The organism is Priestia sp. ST2 (assembly GCF_055810735.1).
On sequence record NZ_JBVVNT010000003.1, the window covers coordinates 779,165 to 800,458 of the forward strand.

Sequence of the window (21,294 nt, forward strand, 5' to 3'; positions counted from 1 at the left end):
CTCTTTTTTCAAGAGGCTTTTTGCATCAGCATTTTTAATAGCTGCTTCTTTTTACAGAAGGGCTAATCTTCACAGCACTTACTTTAAACCCCGGCATCTTACAGGAGGGATCTAATTTCTCAGAAACAAGGTTATTAACATTTTGAGAATCCGCCCAGTGAAAGGGAACAAATACGGTATCTGGCCGAATGCCCTCTGAAAATTTGCTTCTTACCACAATCCTTCCATATGAAGATTCAATTTGTACTAATTCTTGATTCGAAATTTCATATTTTTTCGCTGTTGAAGGGTGGATTTCCATAAAAGATTCGAAATTTCTAGCAGATAAAGACGCACTTTTTCGCGTTTGTACACCCGTTAAATAGTGCGACATCACTCTCCCCGTTGTTAAATAGAGAGGGTATTTTTCCGTTATTTTTGCTTTAGGTACAATAGCTTGATTCGAGACAGCGACCATCATCGCTTTTCCATCACTATGAGCAAAACGCGTTTCAAACAGGCGCTCGGTTCCTTTATCTGTTAAGCTTCTGCATGGCCATAAAATTCCTTTTTCCTCTCGTAATCGTTCGTACGTAATACCAGAGTAATCCGCGATCCCTCCTTTACTTGCTATTCGCAGTTCATTAAATATTTCTTCAGCTGATGCAAACGAAAAATGTTCCTCTTTCCCTAAAACTTTAGCAATTTCACACAGTATTTCCCAGTCGTGTTTGATTTCGCCGCGGCATGGAAAGCTAGCTTCGCGTAATGTAACTCTTCCCTCTACATTTGTCATGGTTCCTTCATCTTCCAAGTAGGAAGATGCTGGTAAGATCAAGTTTGCTAATTTTGCTGTTTCTGATTCAAACATATCTGCTACTACTAGAAAATCAAGCTTTTCAAAAGCCTTCTTAACAAAATTAGCGTTTGGATTTGAAACTGTTGGATTTGAACACATCAAAAACAACCCTTTAATTTCACCGTCATGAATTTTTTCAATCATCTCATATGCAGAAACACCTTTTCTAGGAAGGTCTTTCTCCTCTATGTTCCACACATCCGCTATATACATCCGGTGCTCACGATTTTCGATTGAACGGTAGCCTGGAAGCTGATCCGCTTTTTGACCATGCTCCCGGGCTCCTTGCCCATTTCCTTGACCAGTAATGGCCCCATATCCGCAGCGAGGTTTACCAATTTTCCCAACAGAAAGTAGAATATTTAAAAAATTCCGCACCGCAGCACTTCCGTCTGTTTGCTGCTCTACCCCTCTAGCAGTAAAAATCATTCCCGTTTTTCTTTGACCAAACATACGGGCAGCTTGGTACATCTCTTCAAGTGGCACTCCCGTTATTTCTTCAATGATATTAAATTCTAGAGACGCCACATATTGAATTACTTCTTCAAATCCATTTACACGTTCTTGTAGAAATCGTTCATCTAGATAATTTTCTTCGATAAGGACCTTCAAGATTCCATTGGCTAATGCCGCGTCGCTTCCCGGCTTAAGTTTCAAGTGTAAATCAGCTATTTTAGTTGTAGCGGTTTCTCTTGGATCAATTGCAATAATAAATGCTCCATTTTCTTTTGCTTTCTCAAAATAAGGCATAATCGTTGGCTGACATTCCGCAATATTTGTTCCAGCTAACATAATACATTCAGTAAACGGAATCTCTTGCAAGCTATTCGTAAATCCTCTGTCCATGCCAAATGTTTTACTAGCAGCAGAAGCAGCAGCCGACATACATAAGCGTCCATTGTAATCAATATACTTTGTTTTTAACGCAACTCGAGCAAATTTCCCTAATAAATAAGCTTCTTCATTTGTAATAGAGGCACTTCCATAAACACCTAGCGCATCTGCTCCATTCTTCTCTTGAATCTCTGTAACGTTTTCTTTAATATAGTGAAGAGCTTCTTTCCAAGAAATCTTTACAAACTCTCCGTTTACTTTTAATAAAGGATATTGAATCCGATCTTTATGCAAAGGATGCTGATGCGCATTCATTCCTTTGATACATAACCTTCCTTGAGAAGTAGGGTTATCTGTTCCAATTGTTTTATACGTTTTCCTTTTTACATGTGTTTGTTCAACTAACTGCATTTTGCACTGCATGCTGCAGTAAGGACACTGAGTATTATAGATACGCTCGGTTTCAACTTGCTTTTGCTGCTCACGAAAATATTTCAATAGCATCTCAGTCATCGTAGGTCACCCTTCTTTCCTATAATAAATATGTGATTGCACGAGAGCGCTCTGAACTGAGCTGCTTCATTAAATACTCTCGATTGTCTATCTCAAACAAAACTTCTCTGACATGAACAATTCCTACTCGTTCGATCCAGCTCCCGACAGTTTCTAAATAGTTTCCTGTTTCACGGTAATATTGAATCAAAGAACAGCTGATTTCTACTGCTTCTTCGTTCGTTTCGGCCACATAAAACAGCTCCCCGCTTCTGGCTTCTGCGCTGCTTCCGCCGACATATATTTCCCATCCTCTGTCTATTCTTCTTAATCCTATATCACTTGTTGTTACATTCTCTGCAATGTGAGAACACGAAGCAATACTGATTTTGATATCACATGGGGTCTTTACATATTCAAGCTGTTTATCTAATTCATTTGATAAAGCAAGAGCAGGTTCATGCTGACAAATACACGTTCCTTTTCCTATATAAACAGATACATTTTTAACTGTACGTTCATATAGCTGCTGAAGTCCTCTATCTATTTCCTCACTTATCAACGGAAGATATTCTTTTTTCACTCCAATAAGTTGAATGCGCTGATCACTTGTTAAACGAATATTAGAGATGTTGTACCTTTCAGCTACATTTGCTATGTTCCTTAATTCCTGTACATTTGTCAGACCACCGTGAATTTGCGGTACCACTGCATAAGTCCCATCGTGAAGCAAAACGGCCTGTTCATTCTCCGTAGTAAATAAAGAATGTCGATTGTTTTCATAATGAGGATGCATCATATCTAAATAGTAATGAAGACCGCCTTCACATAACGAACAGCCTTTCATGTCTTTAAACTTTAATATTTCTCTTACTTGCTGAACCGTCTCAAATTGATATTGCTGCATTTCTCTTACCAGCTCATCTTCTGATAAATGTGTACATGTACAAAAGGTTTTTTGTTCAATGATTTCATCAAACTCATCGCTTTGAATATATGTTAAAAGATCTGTTACAAGGGGTTTGCATCCTCCGCATGAACCAGAAGCTTTCGTGCAATTTTTTATTTCATCTACTGTCGTTAAATCATTTTTCTGTACTGCTTCAATAATGGCTCCCTTTGTTACACCATTACAGTTGCATACCATATCTGTAAGTGGCATAGAAGCTACTGCATTTTCTTTTTCATGTTGAGAAGGAAATAATTGTACTTTTTCCGCTTGCGACAAATCCTTTTTTTCATTAATCATTTGTGATAGCTTTATAGCCTCACTGGTATCTCCAAAAAGAACAGCTCCCACTATTTTCCCCTCGCGAAAAACGACTTTTTTGTATATACCATCTAACATATTCAAAATCGTAATGGCTTTTGCACCTTGATTTTCCTTGAACTCTCCGACTGAGTAAACGTCTATTCCTGATATTTTTAATTGAGTGGAAAGAACGGACCCGCGATAACCATCGTTTTTTATTTGGCAAAGATGTCGCGCTAAGACTTTTCCTTGTTCGTAAAGAGGAGCAACAAGGCCGTATGTCATCCCTCGATGTTCCGCGCATTCACCTACTGCATAGATATCCGGGATGCTCGTTTCTAAATAATCATTTACGATGATTGCTCTATTTGTTTCTATTCCGCTTTTTTTAGCTAGATTAACATTTGGCCTCACTCCTGTAGCCATTACAACTAAATCAGCTGCAATTTTGCTGCTATCGTTAAATCGGACGCCTTCTGCTCGATTTTCCCCTATAATCTCATCCGTATGCTTGTTTAATAGAAAACTCATGCCTTGCTTTTCCAATTCTTCTCTTAACATAGCAGATGCTGCTCTGTCTAACTGTCGCTCCATTAAGAAACCCGAATGATGGATGACTTGAACATCCATTCCCAAATTTAATAGTCCCCTAGCAGCTTCCAGCCCTAACAGACCCCCTCCAATAACCGCTGCTTTTTTATATTGTTTAGAAATTTTAATCATTTCCTGACAGTCTTCGATGGTACGAAAACCGAGGACACCTTCTTTGTCAGACCCTTTAACGGGGAGCATATACGGGCTCGAGCCAGTAGCAAGAATAAGCTTGTCGTACATCGTCTCTCTGTTTTTATCTGTTTTTATTATTTTTCTCTTAGTGTCTATGTGCGTAACGCTTTCTCCTTTAAATAAAGTGATATTATTTTCCTTATACCATGCCAAAGAATGAATATTGATATCTTCAAGCTTTGTACTGCCTTGTAAAACGGTTGATAATAAAATTCGATTATAGTTAACGTGAGGCTCACTTCCAAAAACAGTAATATCAAAACCATCTGGAGAATGAATAAGAATTTCTTCAATACAGCGCATTCCTGCCATTCCATTTCCGATTAATATCAGCTTTTGTTTCGTCATATAAAAACCTCCAACACATAGATTCAGACCGTAAAATATACAGTTTTTATTATTCCATAAACTTCTCTAAAAGAAATGAACCTTGTTATAACTTCTAACATTAAAATCTGTTTAAAGCGTATGAATACGCCGATACCATTCGTTGAAAGCAAACTTTTATATAGAAGATTAATATGCTTTAAAAAGGGGTAGAAAAAAGGATGCTATGCTTATATCACCTTTCCCTACGCCTTATAAGTAATCTATATAAAATTTTGTTATCTTCTTTTTGCCTACTATTTATTTATTTTGAAATCAATTATGATAAAAGAAAGAGTCTGAATTGGAGGTTTAAAACATGTCAATAACCGTTCACGCCACTCAGTGGATTCATTTTCAAATTAAATTGTATAACCTTCATTCCAAAACGAGATCGCTTAAAGATCAAAAACTAGAATTACCTCTGCCAGAATTCCATCAAAATCTAATCATATTTACATCAGCAGCTCATCATGGCCTTACGTTTGGATATCAAGCCATTCAATGGGATACACCCTATACTTCCTGTCCGATTTACATAGAGCATCAGTCTATTCCATGGTCCACTTTAGAACAACGTTCCCATAAGCACATAACTGAACATATTACAGCTATTTTCTTAGAGACAATGTTTTATAGACAAAGTCAATTCAAACAATGTCAATTTTGTTTTGAATTTATCATTCCTGAGAGTCTTTTTGACCATACAACCTGTCAAAACTGCGCATCACGACATTTTGGAGTGGTGTATTAATTAACAAACAAAAGCCTGAAGGAGTCAGAAAATCTCTGACTCCTTCAGGCTTTTGTTACATGACTAGCTGAACAAAAAGTGGAATAACGGCAACTGTGACGACGCCTACAATAACAACTGCAATACTTGCCATGGCTGCCTCTACTTCTCCCATTTCAATCCCTACGGCTACTCCCAGCGCATGTCCAGAAGTTCCAAGAGCTAATCCTTTTGAAATTGGATTCTTCACCTTGAATATTTTTAAAAATAAAGCGCCCAGCGCATATACGATGACTGCATTAAAAATAACAGCAAAGGAAGTAATAGCAGGAATCCCTCCAATATCTTGAGACAATGGCAGCGCAATCGCTGTTGTAGCTGCTTGTGGAAGCATTGATTTCATCACAACTTCATCCATATGAATACCTTTAGCAATCGCAAAAATAATCGCTACCGAACAAACTGACCCTACTGCAATAGAAGAAAGAATTTGCCACCAGTACTTTTTTAATTTATCGGCTTGCTTATATAAAGGGATGGCAAAAGCAATTGTTGCCGGTTCTAAAAAGAAGCTGATAATCTTCCCGCCGCTGCTATATTCCTCATAAGAAAAATGACCAATTTTCAAAAAAGCAATTCCTAGTACCATTGCCACAAATAAAGGAGTAAATAAGAAAAAACCTTTTGACTTTTTAAATAAATACGTTCCAATGCCGTACGCAGCTAAAGAAACCACGATTCCAAAATACGGATTCATCTTTCCAACCACCTTGTCTCTTTATAATTGATGTTAAGCAATACCTTGTTTTTTCGTTTTTTCACTCATATCTACATCTTTTATTTCTTCTTTTGCTTTATTATCTTTTGTCATGCCAAGTATAAGCTGTGAAAATAAGCCTGTAACGCCTAACAAAATAATCGTTGCCACGATGATAACTAAACAAATTTGAATGCCGTACTGCTGCATAATACCTAATGAATTCATAACAGAAATACCTGCTGGTACAAATAAAAATCCGATCAAAGAAGTTAAAGCCGTTCCCAGTGATTCAACTTGCTCTAGTTTAATAATCTTCAAGCAGAGTGCAAGAAATAACAGCACAAGTCCAATGACTGAAGCAGGCATTGGAAAAGGCAAATGCTCTGCAATAAAATCTGAAATCAACATAATTACGGAAAAAATAAATGCTTGTGTTAAGAAGCCATACACTTTTTTAGCACTCATTTCTTTCACCTCTCTCTGTTTGTTGACTTCATTATATAAAATGAAAATCAATAGGAAAGCGTTTTCAAATCAAAGAGTCAAATATTTGTGCTCACTTACAAAAATCGAGCCTTGAAATGCAAAAAACAGCTTGCCAAAATGCATACGCAAGCTGTTTTTTTCTTAAATTCCTAAACGTTTCTTTAATTCTTTAGCATATGTACGGCTGACAGGAACTCGCTCATCGTTTTTCATTACTAAATTATACGTAGAATTAAACCAAGGCTGTACTTCGGAAATATGATCTACGTTGACGATATATCCCCTGTGCACACGACTAAACGACTGAGAAGGGAGCTTTTTTTCTAGCATAGCAAGCGTATCAGCAGTATGGTAGGACTCTGTTATAGTCTGAATGGTGACTTCTCCTTCTATTAACCCTACAAACAAGATGTCCTTTATATTCACCAACACAATCGAATCGTCTACAGAAATCGCTAACTTTCCAGTTTGAGAAGAAGACTCTCCTATCGATTCTTCTTCTTTCACAGCGGAATGAGGAACACGCATTTTTTTATATTTATGAATGGCCTGCACCACTCTTTCTTCGTCAAAAGGCTTCAAAATGTAATCAATTGCATCTACTTCAAAGGCTTGTAAAGCGTACTGATCGTACGCGGTTGCAAATATAATAGCTGGCGGATTTTTCATTTTTTTAAGCCTTTTAGCAATATCAAAACCGCTGTCATCTGACAGTTGTATATCTAAAAATAATAAATCCGGCTTTTCATCCATCATTTTATCCAACGCCTCTTCGATACTTTCAGCTTCTTCAATGAAGTCTACTTCTTTCGTTCGATGTAATAAATATTTTAATTCATCTCGCGCTAACATTTCATCATCTACTATTAGTACTCGCAGCATATTATACACCCTCGCTTTTTAATTCAATTGGTATAACAAACGAAACCGCTGTTCCTTCTGTTATGTCAAACTCCAGCGTTGTTTCTTTTCCAAATAATCCGTGCAAACGTTGTTTAATATTGTAAAGAGCCGTCCCCGTTCCTTTTTCTGAAAAAACGGGCTGATTGCCAAGCTTTTGCAATCGTTTTGTGTCTATACCTTGTCCATTGTCTTTTACCTTTACGTATACATATTTATCTTTTGTCTCAATATGAACTTCTACGCGACAGTGCTTTTGTTTACGCGGAAAGGCGTGCCGAATGGCATTTTCCACAAGCACTTGAAGAATAAATGGTGGAAGCAAGACATCATCTAGCCCTTCTTCAATATACATGTCAATTTCGTATTTATTAGGGAACCTGGCTTGTTCCAGCGATAAGTACGCGTGAACATGATCAAGCTCTTTTGATAACGGAATCAACAGCTGCCTTGCACCTTGCAAATTGGAACGAAAATAAATGCTTAGCTGCAAAAGCAGCTTTCTGGCTTTTTCTACGTCCTGTCTGCACAGCGCCGATATCGTATTAATAGCATTAAATAAAAAATGAGGATTCACCTGAGCCTGTAAAGCTTTAATCTCCGCATCTTTTAGCAATTTACTTCGAAGCTCTGCTTCGCCGAGCTCTAGCTGAGTTGAAAAAAGTTTAGCTAATCCTTCTGCCAGCTCTTCCTCCACTCGGCTTAACCCGCTCGCATCTTTAAAGTACATTTTTAGTGTTCCAATGGTAGTACCGTGAGAAGTAAGCGGCATCACAATAGCGGCATGAAGCGGACAGTCTTTATGCTGACAATCAATTTGTTCTCTCGATTTTGCTTTCATAATTTTTCCTGTCTTCAGCACTTCGTGAGACAGCCCGGTAATTAAACTATGCGAAGGAACGTGATGATCAATTCCTTCCCCTACATGAGCTAAAATTTTGTGCGTATCAGTTAGCGAAACAGCATCCGTACCTGTGAAGCGATGAATAATATTTGCAACATTTTCACATGATTCACTAGTAAGACCCTGACGAAAATGTGGAAGAGTTTGATCCGCAATTAATAATACTTTGTGTGTCTGAAGCGCTCTCATTTGTTCCTCTTGCCGTAAAATGGACTGAATAATAGATAAGAAAATATAGCTTCCCGTGCCATTTACAATAATCATTGGAATAGCAATAATACTCACTAGCGTCCATGCCGAATCAAACGGTTTAGCAAATAATAAAATAATCAGCATCTGAAGCGTTTCCATCGCTATGCCTACAAGTGCAGCAAAGCGCGGTGTAATCGTTCGATGTTTTTTCCGGTAGGCATAGCCGATATATCCAGTTAACACCCCTGCTAAAACGGATGAAACTGCACAGCTAAACGCCGTACTCCCTCCTAACATAAAGCGATGAACGCCAGCAAGTATTCCTACTCCTAAACCAACAAATGGACCGCCAAGCAGACCGCCCATTTCCACACCCATAATTCGTGTATTTGCAATCGAGCTTGATGGATCTACTTTTAATAATAAGTCTTCATTTCGAATAATTGTTCCTTGAATCTCAATTCCCGTGTAGTTACTAATAATACTAAAAAGAGAAAAAATAAAAATAAGTACAGCTTTTCCTTTATATCCTTGCTGTTTGCGGAGAAATTGCCGAAAAACTTTTGTATGTGCCAGCAAAAAACCTAAGATGACAATAACTCCGACTCGTTCTACCATCATAATTAATAAATGAATCATTTCTAGCCACCCTTTGCTGTCCGTTTCTACTTTATATTGTTACATTGATGGTGGCAGAAATCTAGCTTTACAAATAGAAAAAAAGCTGTGCGAATACGTACTGTATTCGCACAGCTTGATTTTAAGCTTGAACCGTTTTAAAAAATTGAGGCAAGTAATCTTTATGAGCTTCTAGCATCTCGTCTACAATTTGCTTAGCTAGTTTATCAGAAGCCACAAGAGGATTAATGGTTAATGCTAAAATAGCTTTATCATAATCTCCGGTCACTGCTGCTTCAGCTGCAATACGCTCAAATGACTTAATTGTTTGAACAAGACCTCGCACAGGTACAGGAAGGTCGCCGACTGAAATTGGCTTCGGTCCATCTTTTGTAATGATACAGCTTACTTCTACGGCAGAATCAGCAGGAATACTTGCTATGGCACCATTATTGATAGTATTTACGGGCTGAATATCACCTTTATCCGTGTAAATGGATGTAATCAATCGAACGGCTGCATCACTATAATAGGCTCCGCCGCGCTGTTCTAATTGAGGCGGTTTAATGTCTAGATTAGGATCTTCATACAGTTCGAACAGCTCTTTTTCCAACTGTTTTACGACTTCCGCTCTCGTTTCACCTTTTTCATAATTAACGAGCTCTTTTTCTACCATTTCACGCGTTTTATAATAGTACATGTGATATGGACACGTTAACGCATTTAGGGCTTTTGTAAATTCTGGCTCCCATCCAAGTCCCGCTACATTTTTCACAAAGCTGCTGTTAGTTGGATCACTCAATAAATCAATAACTTGATCTTTAACGCTTACACCATCTACATATACATCTAATCCATAGACCATGTGATTTAAACCAGCAAAATCAATTCGAATGCGAGAGTGATCTACATCAAGCAGCTTAGCAATCCCCATTTCCATTCCGATTGGTACATTACAAAGTCCTACAATCTTTTTAATGTTACTATAGCGGAGCACAGCTTCTGTTACCATGCCTGCAGGATTTGTGAAGTTAATCAGCCAAGCTTCTGGACATAACTCTTCAATGTCACGGCAGATATCTAAAATAACGGGAATCGTGCGAAGTCCTTTAAATAATCCGCCCGGTCCATTTGTTTCTTGACCAAGCACCCCGTATTTTAGCGGTATTCTTTCATCTTTCGCTCGTGCATCTAACAAACCAACTCGGAATTGAGTCGTTACGAAATCCGCATCTTTTAGTGCTTCTCTTCGATCTAACGTTAAATGAACATTAATTGGCAAACCTGATTTTTTCACCATTCGTTTTGCCAAATTACCAACAATCTCTAGCTTTTCTTTTCCTTCTTCAACGTCTACTAGCCACAGTTCTCGAACTGGAAGTTCATCGTATCGTTTAATAAATCCTTCTATTAGTTCAGGCGTATAGCTTGAACCTCCGCCAATCGTTACAATCTTAATACCTTTTTTCATAGTGTAATCCCCCCGGAAATTTTGATTGCTTCATATAAATCTACAAATTCAGTAGCCATTTCTTTTACCGTCATCGCATTCATTAAATGATCTTGAGCATGAATCATGAGCAGAGAAATTTCTGTGCTTTCCCCTCTAATTTCACCTTGAATTAACGACGTTTGGATATGATGAGCAGCATTTAATTCTTCTGCAGCTTGTGTAAGCTTTTCACGTGCTTCCGAAAAATTTCCGCTTTTGGCAGCTGCTATCGCTTCCATTGCTGAACTTCTGCCGTTTCCACCGTGTAAGATTAATTTAAAAATATATTCTTGAATGCCTTCCATCCTTTATCCCTCCTCACACAATATCTTTCTTTGTATCACTTGGTACCCCTTCAGCTGCAGGCTGTATACCATTTTCTTCAGTGAATTTTTGTTTATCCCACATTCTAAAGAAAGGATAATAAATGCAAACAGAGATTCCGATATTAATAGCTTGCATAACTGCACCCGATAATTTCCCTCCTGTTGCCAAATAGCCAGAAATAATCGGAGGCATAGTCCAAGGAACCGCAATACCTGCTGGTTTTGCTACCAGTCCTGTCGACATCGCAATATAGGTTGCTACTACCGTCACAAGAGGGGTAATAATAAACGGAATAAGCATCATTGGATTCATCACCATCGGAAGTCCAAAGATGATTGGCTCATTGATGTTAAAAAGAGCTGGTCCTATTCCTAACTTACCAAGCTGCTTCATTTGTTGACTGCGTGCTTTTAAAATCATAGCTACAACTAGAGCTAACGTTGCTCCGCTGCCTCCGATATTAATCCAAATATCAAAGAACTGCTGTGTGAAAATATTTGGTAATGCTTCATGATTAGCAAATGCAATTCGGTTTTCATCCATAGCTCCATACCAAATGGGAGCCATAATTCCACCGACAATATTCGCTCCATGAAGTCCACATGACCACATGAGCATAATAACAAGTTCGGCAACTAGCGTACCGCCTAAACTGCCGCCTAACACACCTAAAGGCTTTCCAAGCAATTCTCCAACGATATTATGCAGACTTCCAAAATGCGTTTGTTCTACTAACAAACGTAAAATCCAAATAAATGCTATTACCGTAAAGCCAGGAATAAGAGCAGCAAACGATTTTCCAACAGCGGGAGGAACTCCATCAGGCATCTTGATGATAATGTCTTTTTGAATAAACCATCTGTAAATTTCCGTAGAGAGAATCGCGACAATCATTGCCACAAAGAGTCCTTTACTTCCCATTAAAGCGGTTGGAATTCCGCCGTCTACTAAAATAGCTTCTTTGGCTCCACTTGGGAGAAAGGACACTTTATACGGAGTAGCAAGTAAAAAAGCAGCAAGTGAAATAGCCCCTGCGGACAAAGCATCTACTCCGTATTTTTCAGCTAACCGATAGGCTATTCCGAAACAAGCAAGCAGCGCCATAATATCGAATGTAGCTCCAACTGGATAGGCCATTTTCGTTGCCCATTCTTTTCCGAAAATCCCTGCCATAAAGTCGTTATAACCTGGTATCGGTAAATTCGACAGTATTAAAAATACTGAACCGATAATAATGAGCGGCATTGTCAGAACAATACCGTCTCGAAGTGCTTGTAAATGGCGTTGACCCGCCATTTTTCCAGCGATAGGCATTACTTTGCTTTCAAGCATACTATTAAATTTGCTCATGTAGTCCACACTCCTATTTTGAAACTAGTTGAACTGCAAATTTTAACACTTGTTCCCCATTACACGTTCCGTAGTGAACAGGATTTATAACGTCAACTGGCACTCCTTTTTCTTCACCTAGCTTCTTAAGCTGCGGCAATAGGTAACGCACTTGAGGTCCTAATAAAAGTACATCCGCTTGATCAATATGGTTGCGAACAGAGTCACCAGGAACCGCCCAAATTTTATACTCCGTGCTTTGCTCCTGAGCGCTTTTTTCCATTTTTGTTACTAGTAAACTTGTAGACATTCCAGCTGCACAACATAATAGAATATTCATTTGTCATTCCCCCGTTTTTTATTTTGCTATCTGTTTTGTTGATAGTTTTATCATAAAATAAAAGCGCTTACATTTATACACAACCTTTTTCCGTTACTAGCGGAAAAATTATGTTTGAACATTCAGATAAAAAAAGAAGCCCCTCTCTTAGACTTCTTTTTTTATCTAATATTTTTCATAAACACCTCTATAAATTCCTCATAATCCTTGCACTTTACTAAGCGCTGCACGACCTGCTTATCATCCACAACGCGGACTAACAAACTGTACATCTTTTGCAAATCGCCTTGATTATTCGCTTTTACACTTAAAAGGCAAATAAATTGTACGAGGTTTCCTTCCCACATAATCGGTTTTTTTAACGTGCAAATGGCCCAAAACGTCGTATCCGTTTGAGGAACCATAGGATGAGGAATCGCAACGAGATTGCCAAAACTTGTTGGTGATGCAGCTTCTCTTTCAAAAACAGATTCTATAAATTGAGAAGGAACTAGTCCTAGATGAGTTAATTTCTCTCCTAAAAAATGAAGCACTTCTTCTCTCGTTTGAAATTCTTGCTGTAAATATACTAATTCTTTTTTTGTGTATTCTAAGGAAGGCTGCTGTTTGTTCTTCATTAAACAATCAATTTTTTTAAAATCACTGTTTCCTAGAATCGTACTTACTTGTACTACAGGAACAGGAAGATGATCTGGAATTGGAATGGTACTAACAATAAAATCTAAAGAGTGCAGCGACATTTGGTGAAGCTTATAATACTGCGTTGTTCCTAAAATAGTCAGATTTAATCCAAAAGTAGCCTGCAGCTTATATGATAATAGCTTGGCACTCCCTACTCCCGATGCGCATACAATCAAACAGCGCTTAGGCTGATTGATAATTTTCCGACGTTCAATGGCCCCTCCAATATGTAAAGCTAAATAGCCAATTTCCGTTTCATGCATGTCGATTTCAAGGCGATTTTTCAAAACCTTCCCAGCTATAATCCCAGCTTCAAAAGCCAGAGGATAATGACTCTTAATTCCTTCAAGCATCGGGTTTCGCAGATTCATTCCATATTTATAGCGATTGATAGCCGGTTTCAAATGCAAGCTCATGCCAAGGATCAGCTCTGAATCTTCACTAATTCCTAAATGAAGCTCTTTTTCAATTGCTTCTAATATAGCTGCTGTTAATTCATAGATATTTGTGTCAATAAACTGCTTTACTTCTTTTTCTTCATGATTGCTATTGTTGAGCATTTTTGTACCTAACAAATGAATGGCGATATATGCCGTTTCTGACTTCGGAAAACGAATCTTGAATGCATTTTCAATCTCCCGCACAATTTCAGCTGCCACTTCATATTCTTTATGTTCCATAATCTCAAGCAGATCTTCTGAATACAAAGAAATAAAATTTTCTTCTTGTATTCGCTTACAAGCTATAGCTAAATGAATGATTAAATTATTTAATCCAATGTCTGAAACCATAATATTGTATCGTTTTATTTGATTTAAAATGTGGGCTTTAATCGTTAAGATTGATTCTTGGGGCAGAATAGATATTTTATTGTATACCATATCTATTTCTTTATCTTTTCGGTTGAATATGTACTCAGACATACAGAATCTCATTTTCATTTCGTCCCCTTTAGCTTTCAAGCCATAGTTAGGACGTTTTTCTAAAAGAATATCATACTTACACAGCTGTTTTTTAACATCTCTTAAATCGTTTTGAACCGTTGACTTGCTAATATACAACTCGTCTGCTAAATCTTCGAGCTTCAAATATTCGTCTGCTAGCAGCAATCTTTTGATTAAATAATGCACGCGGTCATCAGGAACGGTTGGAATAGAAGTTGCATCAAATAATTGATTAGCCGAAAGTTCTTTTAATAGGTGATGGAACTGTTTTTCATCTAAAACGCTAAGTTCATATCCTGTCCCACGAGCTGATTTAATTTTAGCTCCGTACTGAGACAAAATGTCATCTAGCTGTTTTATATCCGTTCGAATAGTTCGAGAAGATACTTGATTTACTGTTGCTAAATATTCACTCGTAACGGTTGATAATGTAGACTGTACGGACATTAGTTCTCTTAATATGACGATCATTCTTGAATTAAGCATGTTTGCTTCTCTCCATTCTCAGAAGATTTCTCCCTTATAAAACAAATGAAAAAGGGCTGGTTATTTTAAACAAAAACAAAAAACACCTAAACAGCAACAAACAGAAACTATCTTTTCTGTCCTTGCAGCTTAGGTTTTGCCTGCTTCATCAGTAACAACCCTAAAACAATAGGAATAAATGTCTTTATTTGTAATCTATCATTCTTTCTCTTTTTTTTCAATTTCAACTAAAGCATTAGGCTTAGTGGCTTTAATGAAATTTATGTGGTCTGTTTATACCGGTGGAGGCCCAATGCAAACGTACGGATTAAAAAGTCTAGAGTCTCATCAGTGCTTAATGACATTCCAAATCCCCCTTTATGCTCCAAAGAAGAAAACCCATGTAAAATGCTGCGAAGACTTCTAACAGCATGAAGGGCTTCATTTTCCGGAAGCTGATACGGTTTCAACACATCCAGCACTAAAAACAAAATGTTATCAGATGCTTTTTGTACTTCTTCATCCTTTATCCTTGGTGCTACCGTTGCCGTTGCTTCGTATATTCCCGGAGACTTTCTTACAAATGAAACGTACGCTTTACTTAGATGATAAACAGCGTCTTCTGTGGAAGCATGTTCGACAGTACTTTTTAAAAGATGATATAGCTGCTGCAGTCCACTTAAAGCCAGTTCTTTGCGCAGCTCTTCTAATCCTTTTATATGGTTATATAAAGACGGTGGACGAACATTTAATTCTTTTGCTAATGAAGCAATTGTAACAGCATAAAACCCTTCACGATTGGCCAAATTTTCACCTGTTTGAATCACCTTTTTGAAATCTAGTCCTTGTCGTGGCGACATCCCTTCATCTCCTTTTTTCTATTTTTACTTTCGCTTGTTGTATTGCTTTTTCCATCAATTTTAGCGGCTGAGAAAGAATTCTTCCGTGTCCAACAGCAAGAAGTGACGGGTTTAGCTCATGTAGCTTTTCTGCACTTTTAAGCGCTAGCTCTTTGCTCCACGTTCCAAAGGCAGGAAACGGAAACAGCGGTTTTAACTGACCTGATACCGCAATTCCTCCTCGCACTTGGAACGAATCTCCGGCAATTAATGCGTTCGTTCTCTGCTCTAAAAAAGACATAGATCCAGGTGTATGTCCAGGTGTAAAAATAGGAGCAAGTGAGCCTATATAAGAATCTTCTTCGATGAAATGATCAATTTTAGTTGAAACCTTTCCTAGTTTTGGTATTCCTCCACGGATTGGGTTTTGAGGTTCTTCAGAATCGAGTGTGAAATCTCCTGAAAATAATCGATAATCTCTTTGCGACATATAAACAGAAGCATTCGGTAACCTTTTTTTCAAATGATCAATCGCTCCGATGTGATCTTCATGAGTATGTGTAAAAACAATTCGAGTAATCGGTTTTCCAATTTGATCTGCAGCTTTCAAAATACCCGACGCGCTGTATGGAAGAGCCGCATCAATTAATGTAAGACTGTCTTTCTCTTCGACTAAATAACAATTCACTGGAAAAAAGCGAGGCAAAAACGTCAGTTGATACAACATTTTCTCACGAACTATTCTCATTTCCTCATCCCCTATTATCAAAATTAAAACTAATGGTATTAGTTTTAATTTTAACTAATACCATTAGTTTTATCAATCATATATTGGAAAAAACAAAAAAGTGTGAGACATAACAAAATCAATTAAATCTAAAGACGAACAAATGGGATAAAGAAGCTCGTATAGATCACTTGTTATACCGTCCCCACAAAAAAATCCGAACGCGTTTGATTCTCTATCAAGAATCAAACGCGTTCGGATCTTCCTTTAACTAAACTACTTTTTTCATAGCCTCTATTAAACTTAAACGTCTTTTCTTTCTCCTGTAGCAGCCACTACAATCGCACTGCCTTTCTTTAACTCTTCTTCATATTTTTTTGTTTCGTCTTTTGATAAGCCTAGTGAAGCCATTTTTGTTCGAAGCTCATCTTCTCTGGTTAAAAATAAACTCGCTGCTGAATGTAAAGGACCTTCTTCAGACAGTCGAATAATATTTGTATCCGTTACTTCTGTTAAATTTTTAGAATTTTCCTTGTCATACGTAAACACGTATACTTCATCTTTCTCAAAACCTTTGTCTGCAAATTGATTAACTGCTTCGTTAATGTTTGCTCCTTTTTCTACTACTTCAACATGTTTCATTATTTATAACCTCCTGTTTCTATCGCACATCTTTCTTTTATACTTAACAAAAGAATAAACTTCTTACTACTATATATACCCGTTTTCAGAAAGGAAAACCCGCATTTAGAGCTTTGCAGAGAGTTTGAATATCACTCCACATTATCCTTTAATAGAATGTATACCTCTTTTGATTAACTTATTTGAAACAATCATTCAGTTTATTTTCAGCTACATTGCTTATTATTAAAAAGGAAAAAGACGCTAATCAGGTACTTTATACGCATAATGAATATCTGTGTCAGAGTAAGCCGGATATGAATGCAACAATTCATATCCGCTTTTTGTATGAAAGAACCTCTAACAACATCCTGTCCATACGTCTTACAACATACTATAATTCTCCATATTAACTAAAAATTCAGTTTATATAGGAGGTTACAAATGAACAGCCATCCACAGCCACAGTTAAAAAAAGAGTTAAAGATCCGGCATATCACCATGATTTCTCTTGGAGGAATTATCGGTGCTGGATTATTTATCGGAAGCGGATCACTCATTAACACCGCTGGACCGGGATCTATTTTTTCGTACGCATTTGCTGGTTTGCTCGTTATTTTAGTCATGCGAATGCTTGGCGAAATGTCTACTGCCAATCCTTCCAGCGGTTCTTTTTCTACTTATGCAAAAGAGGCATTAGGCCCTTGGGCCGGCTACACGATTGGCTGGCTTTACTGGTTTTTCTGGGTTATCGTTATTGCTGTTGAAGCCATTGCAGGTGCAAATATTATTCAATACTGGTTCCCGTCTTTGCCGTCTTGGGGAGTAAGCCTGGCTCTTACTTTTTTATTAACGATGACCAATCTGTACTCGGTTAAATCTTTCGGAGAATTTGAATATTGGTTTTCCCTCATTAAAGTCGTCAGTATCGTTCTTTTTTTACTTTTAGGTATAGCTATTATTTGTGGATTCATTCCAGGCATTGATCCTCCTGGCACTTCCAACCTTTTTCACAAAGGGGGATTTTTACCAAATGGAATTAGCTCTGTGTTTTTAGGCATTGCTCTTGTCATGTTCTCTTTTATGGGAACAGAAATTGTCGCAACCGCAGCAGGTGAATCGTCTCAGCCTGAAAAAGCCATTACCATCGCGACCAATACCGTTATTTATCGCATTTTGTTTTTCTATTTAGGCTCTATTTTTATTTTAGTAACGGTTCTTCCCTGGAATTCATCAAGCCTAATGAAAAGCCCATTTGTATCTATTCTTGAATTAGTGAATGTACCGGCCGCAGCTCAAATTATGAACTTTATTATTTTAACAGCCGTTCTTTCCTGTCTGAATTCTGGTCTGTATACAAGTTCTCGCATGCTGTTTTCCATGTCTCAAAACGGCGATGCACCAAAAAGTTTTTCAAAATTAAATAAAAAAGGCGTGCCGGTTAGCGCCATATTAGCTTGTACAGTTATCTCGTACATTAGCGTTATCTTTAACTACATTTCACCGGACAAAATCTTTTTGTTTTTAGTGAATGCATCAGGTGGCGTAGCGCTTCTTGTGTATCTAGTTATTGCATTTTCACAGATTAAAATGCGAAAAAAATATGAAAAAGAAAGTCCTGAAGCATTAAAAATTAAAATGTGGTTATTTCCTTACTTAACTTACGCTACAATCCTTGCCATCACTAGTATTTTTATAGCCATGGCATTTATTGATTCATTACGTTCTCAGTTCTTCTTAACTCTTTTAATTGCTGTACTCGTCGTAGGTTCTTTTTTCTTTCAGCGTACCAAAATGACGAGCGGCTTAGCAGCAAAAGGAAATACATCAAAATAAAAGAGGTTGAGACATAACTAAATGAATTCAACCTAAAGATGAACAAATGAGATAGATGAGCTGGACTGCTTATTACATCGCAGTTGATTTCCATGCAAGGCTTCGCTTTCCGCGGGCGGGCGCTGAGCCTCCTCGTCCCTTGTACTCCTGCGGGGTCTCATCTGTTTCGCTGTTCCCGCAGGAGTCTTCGCCTTGCCCTCCAATCACCTGCTAGAAGGAACGAAACAGATGAAACTATATTCACCATCAAAAAAACGAACCACGAATCAAACATATTGATTAATGGTTCGTTTTTCACTTGGATTAAAATGCTTTTGTCCCAGCCTCTTTTTATTTAACGAGATAAATCTCCTACAATTTTTGTTCCGTGTAATTCAGCTGCTTTTGTTTCTTTTATAACCGCCTCTGCGTTGCTTTCATGAATTCCTCCGCCGGGCAAAATAATAATACGGTCGTTAGCATATGTGATCAATTCTCGGATCATATGAAGATTTTGCAAAGCAGATCCTTTCCCTCCTTTGGTCAAAATACGGTCTGCTCCCAATTCACTAAGTATATCAATGGCTTTGTATTTATCTTTAATCTCATCAAATGCCATATGAAACGTAACGCTTAAAGGATGAGCTTCTGCTATTAACTCTTTAGTGCGTCCGTAATCGATTTCAGCTTCTTCTGTTAAAATGCCAAATACTACTCCGTTTACTCCAAGGTCTTTACATGCTTTAACGTCTTTTTTCATAATTTGAAATTCTGCTTCAGAATATATAAAATCACCGCTTCTTGGGCGAATAATCACGTTGATATCTGTATCAAGATGTTTGCTTGCATATTCAATGGTGCCGTAACTTGGCGTGGTGCCTCCTTGACTGAGATTGTCACACAATTCAATGCGGTCTGCTCCTAGCTTTTCTGCTTTTTTTGCCTGCTCATACCCTTCTGCACACGCTTCTTTTATGTACTTCATACTCTCAACTCCTTTATTGGCTCTATAAATAAAGCCCATCTTTAAAAAGATGGACTTCCTTCTGCTATTTAATCGCTTTATGAACTTTTAATTTCTTTCCTTTAATCGTTTTGTTTTTCATTGCTTGTAACACTTTTGGACCTTTTCCATTCAAAATCTCTACATAAGAGACATTTTCTTGGATCGTAATAATTCCAATATCGTCCGCGGTTACTCCGTCTAATTTCGCAATTGTTCCCACAAAATCAACCGCTCTAATTTTCTTTTTCTTTCCTCCGTTAAAATACAACTTCATAATGTCTTTATTTAATGACTCGCTTTTATCCTTTTTAACTTCTGGACGCTCATTGATTTTTTCAGTAAAAGCGGATGCTGCCTGCTGTACTTCTTCTTTAGAAGGAGGAGTAGATGTTGGAATTGAAAAACCGATATATTCTTCAATTTCCGATAGCATTCTCTCTTCATAAGGCGTTACAAATGTGATAGCCTTCCCTTTTTTACCGGCACGTCCCGTTCTTCCTGTACGGTGAACGTAGCTTTCTTTTTCTAACGGAAGGTCATAGTTAATAACGTGTGTGATATTATCAATATCAATTCCTCTCGCAGCTACATCTGTCGCCACTAAATAGCGGAATTTACCTTTTTTGAAATCATTCATAACCTCAAAACGGTCTTCTTGCACCATTGCCCCGTGAATTTTATCACAAGGATACCCAAGATCATCTAAATCATCTAACAGCGTATTTACCTGCTCTTGCGTGCGGCAAAAAATGATGCAGCTGTCCGGGTTTTCTACTGTGGTTACGTCTTTCAGCAGTTCAAATTTACGTTCGTTCTCTACTGTTATAACAGAATGGTCAATCGTACTTGTCGTTAATCCATTCGCTTTGATTTCAACATCAACCGGCTTTTTCATATACTTGCGAGAAAGCTCTTCAATATCTTCAGGAAGCGTAGCGGAGAAAAGCATCGTTATACGCTCACTAGGAAGATGTTGAATAATTGCTTCTACTTGGTCAATAAAACCCATATTTAGCATTTCATCTGCTTCATCAATAACCAAATAACGAATTTTCTCTAATGCAAGCGTTTCTTTTTCTATATGATCAAGCACTCGTCCAGGCGTACCTACAACAATATGTGTTTTTTGCTTTAGTTCTACTTTTTGCTTGGCAAACGGTGATTTTCCGTAGACAGCTGCTGCTTTAATTCGCTTAAAACGGCCGATATTTGTAATATCTTCTTTTACCTGCGCGGCCAGCTCTCGTGTAGGTGTTAACACTAAGGCCTGGGGCTTATTTTCTTCCCAATTAACTAATTCACACAGTGGAATGCCAAAGGAAGCCGTTTTTCCACTTCCTGTTTGAGACTTCACGACAACATCTCTTTCTTCTAGCGCGATGGGAAGCACCTTGCTTTGTACTTCCGTGGGATGATTGTATTGCAGGCTAGAAAGCGCCTTAGCTACCTTGTCACTAAGACCATATTGACTAAAACTTCTTTGATTCATTTTGTACCCTCATTTATTTTAAATTAGTGATTATCTTTATCATGACCTGATGCACTAT

19 protein-coding genes are annotated in these 21,294 nt (G+C 37.8%); 2 read left to right on the forward strand and 17 right to left on the reverse strand.

The features are described from left to right. Positions 1-34: 34 nt before the first annotated feature. Together nasC and nirB are read right to left on the reverse strand one after the other, a co-directional pair. Positions 35-2,185, reverse strand: a complete 2,151-nt coding sequence (nasC, locus tag AC0KUU_RS16330) for an assimilatory nitrate reductase catalytic subunit NasC (RefSeq protein ID WP_043980388.1) — start codon at positions 2,183-2,185, stop codon at positions 35-37. A 19-nt stretch (positions 2,186-2,204) separates the two neighbouring features. After that, positions 2,205-4,550 carry a nitrite reductase large subunit NirB gene (gene nirB, locus AC0KUU_RS16335; RefSeq protein WP_322551739.1) on the reverse strand — a complete coding sequence of 782 codons (2,346 nt, stop codon included), beginning with the start codon at positions 4,548-4,550 and terminating at the stop codon, positions 2,205-2,207. Positions 4,551-4,887: 337 nt separating this feature from the next. On the opposite strand from nirB, the gene AC0KUU_RS16340 reads away from it, so the two are divergent. Next, positions 4,888-5,322 carry a hypothetical protein gene (locus AC0KUU_RS16340; RefSeq protein ID WP_016763097.1) on the forward strand — a complete coding sequence of 145 codons (435 nt, stop codon included), beginning with the start codon at positions 4,888-4,890 and terminating at the stop codon, positions 5,320-5,322. A gap of 55 nt (positions 5,323-5,377) precedes the next feature. Here AC0KUU_RS16340 and lrgB read toward each other — a convergent pair whose 3' ends face one another. From lrgB to AC0KUU_RS16400, 12 genes are all read right to left on the reverse strand, one after another. Next, positions 5,378-6,058 (reverse strand): antiholin-like protein LrgB, encoded by a 681-nt coding sequence (gene lrgB, locus AC0KUU_RS16345; RefSeq protein WP_025749840.1) that lies wholly within the window; start codon positions 6,056-6,058, stop codon positions 5,378-5,380. Between the two features lie 33 nt (positions 6,059-6,091). Continuing rightward, on the reverse strand, positions 6,092-6,526 hold the full coding sequence (gene lrgA, locus AC0KUU_RS16350) for an antiholin-like murein hydrolase modulator LrgA (RefSeq protein ID WP_034654275.1): 435 nt from the start codon (positions 6,524-6,526) through the stop codon (positions 6,092-6,094). Between the two features lie 162 nt (positions 6,527-6,688). Beyond that, on the reverse strand, positions 6,689-7,429 hold the full coding sequence (locus AC0KUU_RS16355) for a LytR/AlgR family response regulator transcription factor (protein WP_043980396.1): 741 nt from the start codon (positions 7,427-7,429) through the stop codon (positions 6,689-6,691). Between the two features lies 1 nt (position 7,430). Continuing rightward, positions 7,431-9,182 (reverse strand): sensor histidine kinase, encoded by a 1,752-nt coding sequence (locus tag AC0KUU_RS16360; protein ID WP_043980398.1) that lies wholly within the window; start codon positions 9,180-9,182, stop codon positions 7,431-7,433. Between the two features lie 121 nt (positions 9,183-9,303). Next, a complete protein-coding gene (locus AC0KUU_RS16365; protein ID WP_043980400.1) occupies positions 9,304-10,632 on the reverse strand; it encodes a 6-phospho-beta-glucosidase in 1,329 nt (442 codons plus the stop codon). Further along, positions 10,629-10,958, reverse strand: coding sequence for a PTS lactose/cellobiose transporter subunit IIA (locus AC0KUU_RS16370; protein WP_025749845.1), 330 nt, complete (start codon positions 10,956-10,958; stop codon positions 10,629-10,631). Before AC0KUU_RS16370 ends, AC0KUU_RS16365 begins: the two co-directional genes overlap by 4 nt. Before the next feature lie 13 nt (positions 10,959-10,971). Then, complete coding sequence (gene celB, locus AC0KUU_RS16375; protein WP_013055478.1) at positions 10,972-12,330, reverse strand: PTS cellobiose transporter subunit IIC; 1,359 nt, start codon at positions 12,328-12,330, stop codon at positions 10,972-10,974. Between the two features lie 13 nt (positions 12,331-12,343). Beyond that, positions 12,344-12,649, reverse strand: coding sequence for a PTS sugar transporter subunit IIB (locus AC0KUU_RS16380; RefSeq protein WP_013055477.1), 306 nt, complete (start codon positions 12,647-12,649; stop codon positions 12,344-12,346). Positions 12,650-12,810: 161 nt separating this feature from the next. Further along, the gene (locus AC0KUU_RS16385) at positions 12,811-14,760 is read right to left on the reverse strand and encodes a BglG family transcription antiterminator (protein ID WP_097824295.1); all 1,950 of its coding nucleotides are present in this window, start codon (positions 14,758-14,760) and stop codon (positions 12,811-12,813) included. 260 nt (positions 14,761-15,020) lie between these two features. Then, positions 15,021-15,599 (reverse strand): TetR/AcrR family transcriptional regulator, encoded by a 579-nt coding sequence (locus AC0KUU_RS16390; protein ID WP_322551738.1) that lies wholly within the window; start codon positions 15,597-15,599, stop codon positions 15,021-15,023. Between the two features lie 4 nt (positions 15,600-15,603). Continuing rightward, positions 15,604-16,326, reverse strand: a complete 723-nt coding sequence (locus AC0KUU_RS16395; RefSeq protein WP_043980406.1) for an MBL fold metallo-hydrolase — start codon at positions 16,324-16,326, stop codon at positions 15,604-15,606. A 282-nt stretch (positions 16,327-16,608) separates the two neighbouring features. Next, on the reverse strand, positions 16,609-16,947 hold the full coding sequence (locus tag AC0KUU_RS16400; protein ID WP_013081802.1) for a YflT domain-containing protein: 339 nt from the start codon (positions 16,945-16,947) through the stop codon (positions 16,609-16,611). A gap of 423 nt (positions 16,948-17,370) precedes the next feature. On the opposite strand from AC0KUU_RS16400, the gene AC0KUU_RS16405 reads away from it, so the two are divergent. After that, positions 17,371-18,762: an amino acid permease gene (locus AC0KUU_RS16405; protein ID WP_322551737.1), complete on the forward strand. Its 1,392-nt coding sequence runs from the start codon at positions 17,371-17,373 to the stop codon at positions 18,760-18,762. Between the two features lie 72 nt (positions 18,763-18,834). On the opposite strand, the gene AC0KUU_RS16410 is transcribed toward AC0KUU_RS16405, so the two are convergent. The 3 genes from AC0KUU_RS16410 to AC0KUU_RS16420 form a co-directional block, all read right to left on the reverse strand. After that, on the reverse strand, positions 18,835-18,969 hold the full coding sequence (locus AC0KUU_RS16410; RefSeq protein WP_277813723.1) for a hypothetical protein: 135 nt from the start codon (positions 18,967-18,969) through the stop codon (positions 18,835-18,837). 127 nt (positions 18,970-19,096) lie between these two features. Further along, positions 19,097-19,726 carry a copper homeostasis protein CutC gene (locus tag AC0KUU_RS16415; RefSeq protein WP_322551736.1) on the reverse strand — a complete coding sequence of 210 codons (630 nt, stop codon included), beginning with the start codon at positions 19,724-19,726 and terminating at the stop codon, positions 19,097-19,099. A 64-nt stretch (positions 19,727-19,790) separates the two neighbouring features. Next, positions 19,791-21,236, reverse strand: coding sequence for a DEAD/DEAH box helicase (locus AC0KUU_RS16420; protein ID WP_322551735.1), 1,446 nt, complete (start codon positions 21,234-21,236; stop codon positions 19,791-19,793). Positions 21,237-21,294: the final 58 nt, after the last annotated feature.